This window comes from Campylobacter sp. CNRCH_2007_0968H (assembly GCF_025773245.1).
Lineage (GTDB): Bacteria > Campylobacterota > Campylobacteria > Campylobacterales > Campylobacteraceae > Campylobacter_D > Campylobacter_D lari_D.
The window spans coordinates 26,680-38,388 of the sequence record NZ_JAKMTQ010000013.1 but is presented as its reverse complement, the minus strand read 5'-3'; the positions used below and the strand labels follow the sequence as shown (position 1 = coordinate 38,388).

The following is an 11,709-nucleotide window of genomic DNA, read 5'->3' as shown; positions in this document are numbered from 1 at the left end:
GAAGTTTTAAATAATTAAACTAAACCCTTAATGGGTTTAGTTTGAGTGATATAAGATTTTAAACAAACTCCATCAACGCTTAACTCATAAGCTTTTTTTAAATTATTATCTAAAACATCAAGTAAAAATAAAATTTTAGAGTCAAACATATAAAACTCAGCCATTTTTGAGGCAATTTTTGCTAATCTCTCATCTTCTATTAAAATATATTTTGCTCCTAGTGCATTAGAAAGTAAAATTTCTTCCTCATTCTTGGCATATATAGCAAAATCTATTTTTTCCTCTTTTGCACTTTTTATATTTTGTTCATTATAGTTAAAACAATTTACATTTGTTTTGATAAAAATATTTTCATAATAACTAAATTTTTGCATATTTATCAAAGGATGTCCAAAAATTAACATAATTTTTCCTTTATCTTTAAAAGACAATAATTCCTAAAGCCTTGATTAAAAATTTGATAATCTTTCAATTCTTGCAATTCATCATAAACTTCACTTCCTTTATAAAGCAAAAATAAAGTATTTTTATCATAAAAACCATTTGAAATTTCTACCAAAGGTTTTACATCCATCAAAGCTCTTGAAGTAATTAAATCTACTTTAAAAGGTGGATAGTTTTGTAATTTTTCTTTTATGATATTTACATTTATCAAATTAAGTTCAGTTTTAACCACCCTTAAAAATGAAGCCTTTTTAGCGCTAGGCTCAAAAAGAAAAAATTCATTATTTTGCAAAATACAAGCTAAAAATAATGCAGGAAAACCAGCCCCGCTTCCAATATCAATGATCTTTTTTTTATTACTCAAATCATAAAAATCTAAAATTTTAACACTATCAATAATATTTTCATCTATATTTTCAAAATGAGTTAAATTATGCACAGCATTAAATTTTTCTAACAACTCTTTATAGAGCGTGATTTTTTTAAAAAAATCATCTTTATTTGCAAAATCTTTTAAAAAATTTAATTGCTCTTCGTATTTTTTCAATTTAGATGTCCCATTTGTGTATATTTAATTTCTAAGTAATCTTTATTAAAACGATTTGCTTTTATTAAAATAGGCACTCTTAAATTAATTTTTTCTTTTAATGAATTTAGTTTTTCAGGATTATTAGTTAAAAGGTTAATTTTAGAAATCTTATAATGCTTAAGTATAAATTCTACTATTTCATAACTACGCTCATCTGCCTTAAAACCTAATTGATGATTTGCTTCTATGGTATTAAAACCCTTATCTTGCAAAGCATAAGCATTAATTTTATTAAAAAGTCCTATACCTCTTCCTTCTTGCCTTAGATAAATCACCATACCACCATGCTCTTGAATGTATTTTAAAGAAAAATCAAGCTGTTCTCCACAATCACACTTTAAACTTCCCAAAACATCCCCTGTTAAACATTCTGAATGGATTCTAATATTAACTTCTTTTTCCAATTTTCCTTTAAAAATACAAAGATGTTCTTTATCATTTTCTTTAAAACTTTGTATATTAAATTCCCCAAAACGAGTAGGGAGTTTTGCTATTTCAGAAATTTGAATAGTCATTATTTTACTTTACCTTTTTTATAAAAAATATGCTAGAATTTAAACAATTTTAACAAACAAAAAGGAAATTTATGTTTAAACGCTTTAGAAGATTAAGACTTAATGAGAATATTAGAAGCTTAGTAAAAGAAAATACCTTAAATTTAGATGATTTAATCTATCCACTTTTTATTATCAATGGTGCTAATATTAAAAATGAAATCACATCTATGCCAGGTGTGTTTCAAATGAGCTTAGATGAAATTTTAAAAGAATGTGAGGAGTTAATTAATCTTGGTATTAAAGCGATTATTTTGTTTGGCGTGTTAGAAAGTTCCAAAAAAGATAGTTGTGGAAGTGATGCATTAAGCGATGATGGCTTGATTGCTACAAGTCTAAGAGCTATTAAAGCAAAATTTCCTGATTTGGTGGTAATTACCGATCTTTGTTTTTGTGAGTATACTGATCATGGGCATTGTGGTATTATTGATCCAAAAAGTAAAAGCGTAGATAATGATTTAACTTTAGAAATTTCAGCCAAACAAGCTCTAATTCATGCTAAAAACGGTGCAGATATGATAGCACCAAGCGGCATGATGGATGGTATTATTGAAACTTTAAGAAAAACTTTAGATGAAAATGGTTTTGAAAATTTACCTATTATGGCTTATTCTACTAAATTTGCTTCAGCCTATTATGGGCCTTTTAGAGATGTGGCTGATTCTGCACCAAGTTATGGAGATAGAAAAACCTATCAAATGGATTTTGCCAATGGTAAAGAAGCCTTATGTGAGAGCTTAGAAGATGAAAAACAAGGCGCTGACATCTTAATGGTAAAACCAGCACTTGCGTATTTAGATGTAGTAAAAGATATAGCAAATCATTCTAAACTTCCACTTTGTGTGTATAATGTAAGCGGGGAATATGCTTTGTTAAAAGCAGGTCAAAAAGCAGGTGTGATTGACTATGAAAAAATAGTACTTGAAACTATGCTTGCTTTTAAAAGAGCTGGAGCTAAGCTTATCATAACTTATCATGCAAAAGAAATTGCAAAATTATTAACAAATAAGGAGTGAGATTGAATAGTCTAAGCAAAAAAAGCTCTCAAGATGTAATCAATGAATTATCTAATCATTTGGGCATAGAAAAACACAATCAAACTATATTTCATCTAACCCACATTAACGATAAAGAAAAAAAGTTAAGTCTAAAAAATGGCCATAATTTAGCACCCGAACCATGGTTTATAGTAGATGAAAATGATGAAGTTAAAACTATGTTTTCTGTAAAAACTCTGATTGAGTTTTTACAAAGTGCCAAAAAGATACAAAAGGATAATTTTGAACTTAAACTAGAAAAGGCTATCTATCAACAAATTCCTATTGACTTTAATGATGTATGGACAGTCGCAATGGATGAGATTAAACATCAAGTTTCCAAAGGTATAAAAGAAGTTAATATTGATTTAGATCAATTAATCAGCAATATTCATACAAAACATCCTAACTTATTTATAAACATGAAAGAAATGATGCAAAAAGGTAAAAAATGAGAGATTATAAAAATTTTGTTAAATACTCCAAAGCAGGACCTAGATACACTTCTTATCCTACTGCAGTAGAATTTAACACCCATTTTAAATATGAAGACTATATAAAAATTTTAAAACAACAAACAGCACAATTATCTTTATATTTTCATTTGCCTTTTTGCAGGAGTGCTTGTTATTTTTGCGGTTGTAATGTAATATATACCGCAAAAGAAGAAAGTAAAGAAAGGTATTTAAATTATCTTTTTAAAGAACTTGATCTTTTAACAAATACCATTGACACACAAAGAGAAGTAGCTCAAATGCATTTTGGTGGTGGTACACCTACTTTTTTTTCTGCTAAACAATTGCAAAGTTTGATTTTTAAAATAAAAAGCATTTTTCCAAATTTTACCCAAGATAGTGAAGTAAGTTGTGAAATTGATCCTAGATTCTTAAATGAAGAACAAGCTGATGTTTTAATTCAAAATGGCTTTAATCGCATTAGTTTTGGCGTGCAAGATTTTAACGAAAAGGTTCAAAAGGAAATTCATAGAATTCAACCTTTTGAACTTACCAAAAATGCAGTAGATATGGTAAGAAAAAAAGGGATAAATTCAGTAAATATGGATTTAATTTATGGCCTTCCTTATCAAAGTCTAGAAAGTTTTAAGCAAACTTTAGAAAAAGCACTGCTGATTAATCCCGATCGCTTTGCTATTTTTAATTATGCACATGTGCCTTGGCTTAAAAAAAATATGAGAAAATTTGACGAAAACACTCTACCAAGTCCTGATGTAAAACTTCAAATTTTAGAATATTGTGAAAAATTTTTAACTCAAAATGGTTATAAAATGATAGGAATGGATCATTTTGCAAAACCACAAGATGAACTTTTTAAAGCCTTAGAAAATGGTAGTTTGCATAGAAATTTTCAAGGCTATACTACAAAAGGCGGAACTGATTTAATCGGGATTGGCCTAACAAGTATAGGCGAAGGTAAAAGACACTATATGCAAAATTTCAAAGATATGCCAAGCTACGAAAAGGCTATCGATGAAGGTCGATTGCCTTGCGAAAAAGGTATCATGCTTGATGATGATGATGAACTAAGAAAAGCTGTTATTATGGAACTTATGAGTAATTTTGCTCTTAATATAAAAAATATTGAAAGTAAATTTAAGATTGATTTTTTTGAATATTTTAAGCAAGATTTAGAAGAACTCCAAAAACTTAATGAATTTATCAACATAGATAAAACTCATATCAAAGTTAATGAAACAGGAGTACTTTTAATCCGTAATATTGCTATGTGTTTTGATAAATATTTAAAACGCATTAGCGAAGATAAAAAAGTTTTCTCTAAAACGGTTTAATATGTTAAATGTTAATGAAATTTCTAATGCTTGCGTAAAATGTGGAAAATGCATACCAGTTTGCACCATACATGAAATAAATCGTGATGAGAGTACTTCCCCTCGTGGCTTTTTAGATTTAATCAGTGCTTATGAAAACCAAGAACTAGAGCTTGATAAAAATCTTAAAAAAATATTTGAATCATGTTTTTTGTGTACAAATTGCGTTGAAGTTTGTCCAAGCCATTTAAGAGTGGATAGTGCTATTGAAAAAGTGCGTTACGATATAGCACAAAAATTTGGCATTGCTTGGTACAAAAAACTTGCTTTCTTTTTTCTAAGACGCAGAAAAATTCTAGATATTTTAGCAAGATTTGGTTATGTTTTCCAAAGCTGTGCTTTTAGTTTACAACATAAAAATTTGGGAATGAAAGCTAAATTTAACCTACCTTTAATCAAAAAAGATCGTTTGCTTCCTTCTTTAGCTAAAAAAAGCTTTCTAGCTTCTAATCCTGATTTCATAAATAATCAAGGTGAAAAAACCATAGGACTTTTTATAGGCTGCTTGTCAAATTACTCTTATACAAATACGGGCTTTGCTTTGCTTGAAATTTGTAAACATCTTAAAATCAATGTAGATTTACTAAAAGATCAATCTTGTTGCGGTGCTCCTCATTATTTTACTGGAGATTTTAAAAGTATAGAAATTTTAGCTAAAAAAAATATCGTTTATTTTGAAGAAAAATTAAAAACTCTAGATTATATCATTATCCCCGAAGCAACCTGTTCTGCGATGATTAATATAGACTATGAACATTTTTTCCACATGCAAAAAGATGAAGAATGGGCTATAAGAGCTAAAAATATTTCTAGTAAAATACTACTTGCAACAAAATATTTTTATGAATATACTAAACTAGAAGAGCTTTTAAAAACAAAGAAAAAATTAAAGACAAAAATTGCATACCACGATCCTTGTCATGCAAGAAAAATGCAAGGTGTTTTTAAAGAACCTAGAGCCTTGCTTAAACAAAACTATACTTTCAAAGAACTTATTAACTCAAATGAATGCTGTGGTTTTGGCGGTGTTAGTATGCAAACTGATCACTATGAAAAAGCTTTGCAAGTTGGTATAAGAAAAGCTCAAAATATACAAAAAAGCAATGTGGAAATTATCAGTGCAGAATGTTCAGCTTGTAGAATGCAAATTTCAAATGCATTAGAGCATGAAAAATCCTCCACGCATTTTTTACATCCATTAGAATTGATAGCAAAAATACTTCAAGATAAAAATTAATCTTGAATTTTTATATCTTCGATATTTGATCTATTTTTTTCTATTAAAATTCTATTTTTTTCTATATTTTCACTATTTTTTTTACACTCGTTTTTCAAGATTTCAATATTTTTATATAAAATTTTTATTTTTCTCTCGTAACGATTTATCAATAAAAATACTATAAATAAAAATAAAATTAAAATAGCCCAATTTAAAAATGCCATATTTGCCCTTTCTTTAGATATATTAACACTTTTTATCTTAAACTAAAATTCTTTTCAAATTTGGAGAAAGTTTGACTAAAATTTCATAGTTGATAGTATTAAAAAAACTAGCCATAATATTTGCATCATTTAAAACACAAATTTCATCTTCATCATTCTCACAAGAAAAACTATCCATAGACATTTTTCCAAGCAATTTCTTACCATTAGGAAGAAAAAAATCTTGTTTTCCATCATAACGCAAAAGCCCATCTGCATAACCTAAATCATAAGTTGCTATTTCAAGATCTTCTTTTGCATTATATACACCACCATAACCAACACTTTGACCTTTTTTCAACACTCTTTGGCTTAATTTTTCAGCCCATAAACTTAAAACTTTGCGTAAGTCTTTATTAAAATGCGCATAGCCAAATTGCACAAGCCCTACTCTACAATACTCATCACACCCAAGCTCGCTTGCTCTAAACAATGCTTCAGAATTATGTGAATGAAATATAAGCTTTTTAGCTTCATCACAAAGCAAAGTATATATTAGCTCTTTAGCTTGTTTAAATTTTTGTTTTTGCACAAAATAACTAGCATCTATTTCATCACTTCCTGCAAAGTGCATCATCACTCCATGAAGTATTAAATTATTACTTTGTAGTTCTTGTATCACTTCTTGAATTTCTTCAGGTATAATTCCATTTCTATGCATATTTGTATCTACAACTAAATGAATTTTTATATTTTGCTTGAATTTTTTAATATCATTTTTAGCATTTAAAGCATAAATAAATTTTTCACTTTCATTGCCATGTGGATGATGGGATAAAATTAAGATATTATCAAAAATATCTTCAAGCTCTTTTGCTTCAGCTTCATTTTTTACCGCTATAAAATTTATACCTTTTGCTCTAGCTATAGGAGCTAAAAGCTTAGCTCCATGTCCATAAGCATTATCTTTAAAAACACATATTACTTTTTGATAACCTCCTGCTTTAGAGGCTATCAAGTCAAGATTATACTCATAAGCCAAACGATCAATTTTTATATATGCCATTATTGTTCAGCTAAAATTTGCATTTTATCTTCAACTAGCTTAACATAAAGGACTTTTTCTCCTTTGAATTTATAGTTAGTACTACGATAGTCTTCATAAAATCCTATTCTAAAAATTTTCTCATTTTTATCATTTGGATAAGGACTTATGCTAAGATCTGAAAATTTAATGCTCTTTTTTTCTCTCTTTGCAAAAATTCTTTCTTTATTTTTTGCAAATTGCTCATAAGTGGATTTATTATTATGTTTAAAAATTTTTTTATCATAAAAAGATAAATACTTATTTATATCACTTTTTTGCCAACTATCTTTCCAGGCAAATAAATTAGCTAGTAAAATCGCTATTTCATCATGAGTTGCTCTTACTTTATTTTTCTCTTCTGTCATTGCATAAGATTTTCTATCAGCTACTAATTTATTAAAATCTTCCAATAAATCATTATGCACAGCAATACAACCTCTAGTTTTATAAGTATCCAAGCGTGTTCCATCTAAAGGATAGCCATGAATCCAAATACCACCACCTGTTTTACCCAAAGTTTTATCTAAAACATTTGGGTAAGTTGTTGCAAATGCAAATGGGCCATAATATGGATCACCAGGATAAAATTTCTTTCCAAGTTCGTAAAAACCTATTGGAGTTTTTAAATCTCCTTCTACTTCTTTATCTCCAGCTAGACCTGTTAAAACATCCCTTTGGATAAATTTCTTTTCTACTTTTCCATCATTGTAGTGATAAACTCTAATAATTTTATCACTTTTATTTGTTAAAACTATTGCAACATTTTCCTCATAATATCCTAAACTAATATTTTTGTCTTTTATCTCATCAAGCCAAAAATCTTTTTTACTTAACTCTTGCTCCAATACCCTTTCAACTGCATCAATACCTTCGTTTAGATAAATTTTTGCAAGATTATTTGCATTTGCAAACACAGCCAAACTAAACAATGCTAATATAATTTTAAACAATTTTCACCTTTCTATTAAAAATTAAAACAACAAAGAGCTAATTATAATATTTTTACAATAAATATATTTTTAATTTTTTCCGTGTATAATGTTTACAAATAACCAAAAACAAAAAAAGGAAAAATAATGAAAAAATTACTTAGTTTAGCCATATTAAGCACTTTTGCTTTTTCAAATCAAATTACTATAAATGATCCTTATGTAAGACAAACTCCACCTAATTCTAAAACAACGGCATTTTTTTTAGAACTTAAAAACAACTCCAACAAAGATATTAAACTCATAAAAGCTCAAAGTTCATTAAGCGATACAGCTGAAATTCATGATCATATTATGAAGGATGGTAAAAAAATGATGGTTCAAATTCCTCAAATCACAATAAAAGCTAATTCAAGCACCGAACTTAAACCTGGTGGGATGCACATTATGATACTAAATCTCAAAGAAAATATCACACCGCAAACAAAGGCCAATCTAACTCTTTATTTTGATGATAATAGCACAATTGAACTAAAAGATATCAAGTCAAGAAGCATTAAAAAATAATGAAAAATCTACTTGTCTTTGCCTTAGCTATAGTCTTTGCTATATGCGGGGCTTATTTTTACACCAATTCATCAAATACCGGGAAAAAGAGAGAATTAATTACCACTTTAACACCTCTAACATGTGATCTAAACATTCAAGAATGTGAATACAATTTTAAGGATAAAAAAGTCTTAGTAAATTTAAATCCAAAGCCTATTACTACATTAAATGAGCTTGATTTAAATATTACCAATTTAGGTGAGTTTAAAAAACTTAATGCTAGGGTTTATGGACTTAATATGTATATGGGAGATATTGTTCCACAATTTAAAAAAATAAACAATACTTATCATGCTAAATTAGTTTTAAGTTCTTGCACTCTAGATATAATGCGTTTTAGAATAGAGCTTTTTGATGATGAAACTCCACTAGGTTTTTATTTTGACTTTGATGTAAAGAGGTAAAATATGAAAAAAATAAATATTTTTTTATTAATTGTGGTAATTTTTGGAGTATTTTTTATATCTGTGCAGTATTTTGAAAACAACAAATACAATTTTCACTTAAATTCTGAAAAAGGCATACTTAGTCTAAAAGATTTTATCGGTAAAAAACTAATTGTATATTTTGGCTATACATATTGTCCTGATGTCTGTCCTAGTGAGCTTGCCTTGATTGCTAATGTTTTAGAAAAAATGCCAAATAAAGAAAAAGCTCATGTGATATTTATCTCACTAGATCCAGCAAGAGATAGCAACTTAACTCAAACTAGCCAATGGGTTAAGTATTTTTACCCAAATTCAACTGCATTGGTTGCTAAAGATGAAAAAGAATTAGAAAAAGTTACTAAAAATTATGGCGTAGTATATGAAAAAATCAATCTTAAAGATTCCGCTATGGGATATTCTATAGCACATAGTGGCGAATTTTATTTGATTGATGAGAATGGAAAATTTATTAAAACCATTAAAGATATCAGTTATGAAAACTTTTTCAATGAAATTCAAAAATTCTTAAACGAATAAATTTTTCAATTTATTCGTTTCTTAAAGTATCTAAAATATCTACTTGTGTTGCTTTTTTAGCAGGATAATAAGAAGACAGGCTCACAATCATAATAGCACCAAAAATCGTAGTACAAAAATCAACAAAAGAAAGCTCCAAAGGTAGCTTACTCATGCCATAAACATCACTTGGTAAAGAAATAATGTCAAAATTTCCAAGTATCCACAAAGCAATAGCTGCAAGTATCACACCTGCTACGATACCACCTCCACCTATCAAAAATCCTAAAGAAAAAAATGTTTTTTTAATCTCTAACTTACTAGCTCCTAAAGAAAGCAACAAAGCTATCTCACTACGACGATTCATTACTATCATTAATAAAGAACTTACTATATTTAAACTTGCGACCAAAATAATCAACATCAATACTATAAACAAAGCTCTTTTTTCTAAAGCTAATGCTGCAAAGAAATTTCCATTTTGCTCCCACCAGCCTATACTAGCATATCTTGCACCCAAGAAAGCTTCAATTTGTTTAATATCCTCAAAAGGCTTATTTGAATATACATGTACCCCATCATAACTTCCTTGGGGATATGACAAAATCTTAGCTAAAGCTTTTACATCTGTATACATATAAGCTTTATCATAAGCTAACAAACCTGAAGAAAAATCAGCCATAACATCAAATCTTTTAACTTTTGGAATAAGCGAAAGTCCGCTTGCATTAAGATTGGAAAAAATTAAGGTAATTTTTTCATTATAATCAAGTCCAAATTCATCTTTTAAACCCTTACCAATTAAAATATCAAAATTATCTAATTTTTTATCTTCTAAAGCTTGAGCTACTACCTCATTGATCTTTTTTTCATCTTCAAAATTAACCCCAAAAAGCATACCGCCTTCCAATTTTAAATCATTTCTTGCTATAACCTGAGTAGTAATATAAGGGCTAAATAATAAATTTGGAAATTTGCTTCTTAATTCTTGTAATAATTTATCATCTACATTTGCTCCAAAACGCGGTAATATAGTGATAGGGTAATTCATAGTAAAAAGTTTTCTCTCAAATTCTTTATCAAAGCCATTCATAATGGCCATTGCAACTAAAAGCACACAAAGTCCTATACTTACACCTAAAAAGGCTAAAATTTTTGAAAGCATAATAAAGGGTTGATCTTTATCAAAACGCAGGTATTTAAATAATAAATAACGAGGGATACTTTTATACATCTTTTACTCTTAATATTTTTTTAAGTATTTTAACTTGATTTTTATAAAAGCAAGCTTTGTATTTATTTAAGATAATATACAAAGGCACTATTATCGTGAAATTCAACTATAAATCTTAGCGGCAAAATTCTCACATAAGTTTCACTTTGCGCACTTGCTTGTTCACTTTTTACAAAGTCTTTTACATCTATTTTTGAGTTAAAAAAACAATCAATTAAATCATTTTTGTGAGCATTTAAAAAGTTAAATTTATCCAGCTTTGTCATCTTTTCTTCAGCCACCATACCAAAATCATTGCGTATTAAAGACTTCAAATCACTTGGCGTATATGCTAACTCACAAGCATATTCTAAATTTTTATTTTTACTTTTAGTCATAGCCATAGAAATAGTTTCATTTTGATGATAAAGAATAAAATTTTTATTAGAAAGTTCTGCCCAAAATATAAATTCATCTTGGGCAGTAGCATTAAAAATTATGAGGATTAATAAGCAAACAATTCTTTCCACTTGTCAGCATCAATTTTAAGTTCTACATTTACTCTATAAAGACCATCTTTAAAGTCTTGATCTACAACACTTGCATTTTTAATCAAACCATTTACCTGCGCTGTAATAGTTGAGCTTTTAAGCATTGCATCTTTTACTGTATCTTTACCATTAACTCTGACACCATACAACTTACTTGCTAATTGTCTATAAGCATCGGTAATTGCCGCTCTTTTAGCTAAAGCCAAAGCTTGACCAACTGAAACCGTATTTAAAGGAGCAATACCCTCACCCACCGCTGTAAAAGTTAGATCATTGTCTGTGCTTGTATCATTTGCAAGCATTTTTTCTTCTCTAATGATGTTACGCACATCATCTTTATCAACTTTTTGAACCACAACATCAGAATTTGCTGCTTGAGTCTGATTTGGATTCACACCTCTTTGATCTAGTGCACAAGCACTAAAACCCAAAGCTAAACAAAACATAAAAATAACTTTTTTCATTTTTTACACCTTCAATTTAT

The 11,709-nt window shown here is 28.4% G+C and carries 16 protein-coding genes; 7 read left to right on the top strand and 9 right to left on the bottom strand.

The window, feature by feature from the left end:
- Positions 1-14: 14 nt before the first annotated feature.
- From L8Y18_RS07340 to ribA, 3 genes are read right to left on the bottom strand one after another with little or no spacing between them, the layout of a single operon-like run.
- Positions 15-404, bottom strand: coding sequence for a hypothetical protein (locus tag L8Y18_RS07340; protein WP_263662272.1), 390 nt, complete (start codon positions 402-404; stop codon positions 15-17).
- Positions 398-991: a 16S rRNA (guanine(527)-N(7))-methyltransferase RsmG gene (gene rsmG / locus L8Y18_RS07335; protein WP_263676569.1), complete on the bottom strand. Its 594-nt coding sequence runs from the start codon at positions 989-991 to the stop codon at positions 398-400. The genes L8Y18_RS07340 and rsmG overlap by 7 nt, the downstream gene beginning before the upstream one ends.
- Positions 988-1,548, bottom strand: coding sequence for a GTP cyclohydrolase II (gene ribA, locus L8Y18_RS07330; RefSeq protein ID WP_220567283.1), 561 nt, complete (start codon positions 1,546-1,548; stop codon positions 988-990). The genes rsmG and ribA overlap by 4 nt, the downstream gene beginning before the upstream one ends.
- 71 nt (positions 1,549-1,619) lie before the next feature.
- Between ribA and hemB the strand changes: the two genes are divergently transcribed.
- From hemB to L8Y18_RS07310, 4 genes are read left to right on the top strand one after another with little or no spacing between them, the layout of a single operon-like run.
- Positions 1,620-2,603, top strand: a complete 984-nt coding sequence (gene hemB / locus L8Y18_RS07325; RefSeq protein WP_263676568.1) for a porphobilinogen synthase — start codon at positions 1,620-1,622, stop codon at positions 2,601-2,603.
- 2 nt (positions 2,604-2,605) lie between these two features.
- A complete protein-coding gene (locus L8Y18_RS07320) occupies positions 2,606-3,079 on the top strand; it encodes a DUF2603 domain-containing protein (RefSeq protein WP_220567285.1) in 474 nt (157 codons plus the stop codon).
- The gene (gene hemN, locus L8Y18_RS07315) at positions 3,076-4,431 is read left to right on the top strand and encodes an oxygen-independent coproporphyrinogen III oxidase (RefSeq protein WP_263659633.1); all 1,356 of its coding nucleotides are present in this window, start codon (positions 3,076-3,078) and stop codon (positions 4,429-4,431) included. The genes L8Y18_RS07320 and hemN overlap by 4 nt, the downstream gene beginning before the upstream one ends.
- 1 nt (position 4,432) lies before the next feature.
- Positions 4,433-5,707, top strand: coding sequence for a (Fe-S)-binding protein (locus L8Y18_RS07310; protein ID WP_263676567.1), 1,275 nt, complete (start codon positions 4,433-4,435; stop codon positions 5,705-5,707).
- On the opposite strand, the gene L8Y18_RS07305 is transcribed toward L8Y18_RS07310, so the two are convergent.
- The 3 genes from L8Y18_RS07305 to L8Y18_RS07295 are packed head-to-tail and all read right to left on the bottom strand — an operon-like array spanning position 5,704 to position 7,929.
- Positions 5,704-5,913, bottom strand: a complete 210-nt coding sequence (locus tag L8Y18_RS07305; protein ID WP_133319819.1) for a hypothetical protein — start codon at positions 5,911-5,913, stop codon at positions 5,704-5,706. The two genes, L8Y18_RS07310 and L8Y18_RS07305, sit on opposite strands and share 4 nt — an antisense overlap.
- Before the next feature lie 37 nt (positions 5,914-5,950).
- Complete coding sequence (locus L8Y18_RS07300; protein WP_263676566.1) at positions 5,951-6,958, bottom strand: alanine racemase; 1,008 nt, start codon at positions 6,956-6,958, stop codon at positions 5,951-5,953.
- A complete protein-coding gene (locus L8Y18_RS07295) occupies positions 6,958-7,929 on the bottom strand; it encodes a L,D-transpeptidase family protein (protein ID WP_133319817.1) in 972 nt (323 codons plus the stop codon). The genes L8Y18_RS07300 and L8Y18_RS07295 overlap by 1 nt, the downstream gene beginning before the upstream one ends.
- Positions 7,930-8,055: 126 nt before the next feature.
- Between L8Y18_RS07295 and L8Y18_RS07290 the strand changes: the two genes are divergently transcribed.
- From L8Y18_RS07290 to L8Y18_RS07280, 3 genes are read left to right on the top strand one after another with little or no spacing between them, the layout of a single operon-like run.
- Complete coding sequence (locus L8Y18_RS07290; RefSeq protein ID WP_133319816.1) at positions 8,056-8,475, top strand: copper chaperone PCu(A)C; 420 nt, start codon at positions 8,056-8,058, stop codon at positions 8,473-8,475.
- Positions 8,475-8,921, top strand: coding sequence for a hypothetical protein (locus L8Y18_RS07285; RefSeq protein ID WP_133319815.1), 447 nt, complete (start codon positions 8,475-8,477; stop codon positions 8,919-8,921). Before L8Y18_RS07290 ends, L8Y18_RS07285 begins: the two co-directional genes overlap by 1 nt.
- 3 nt (positions 8,922-8,924) lie before the next feature.
- Positions 8,925-9,482, top strand: coding sequence for an SCO family protein (locus L8Y18_RS07280; protein WP_133319814.1), 558 nt, complete (start codon positions 8,925-8,927; stop codon positions 9,480-9,482).
- Positions 9,483-9,492: 10 nt separating this feature from the next.
- Here the strand turns inward: L8Y18_RS07280 and L8Y18_RS07275 are convergent, their stop codons facing one another.
- The 3 genes from L8Y18_RS07275 to L8Y18_RS07265 all read right to left on the bottom strand — a co-directional run bounded on the left by L8Y18_RS07275 (position 9,493) and on the right by L8Y18_RS07265 (position 11,689).
- Positions 9,493-10,695, bottom strand: coding sequence for an ABC transporter permease (locus L8Y18_RS07275; RefSeq protein ID WP_133319813.1), 1,203 nt, complete (start codon positions 10,693-10,695; stop codon positions 9,493-9,495).
- Between the two features lie 62 nt (positions 10,696-10,757).
- Positions 10,758-11,204 (bottom strand): hypothetical protein, encoded by a 447-nt coding sequence (locus L8Y18_RS07270; protein WP_133319812.1) that lies wholly within the window; start codon positions 11,202-11,204, stop codon positions 10,758-10,760.
- On the bottom strand, positions 11,180-11,689 hold the full coding sequence (locus L8Y18_RS07265; RefSeq protein ID WP_133319811.1) for an LPP20 family lipoprotein: 510 nt from the start codon (positions 11,687-11,689) through the stop codon (positions 11,180-11,182). The genes L8Y18_RS07270 and L8Y18_RS07265 overlap by 25 nt, the downstream gene beginning before the upstream one ends.
- Positions 11,690-11,709 lie beyond the last annotated feature (20 nt).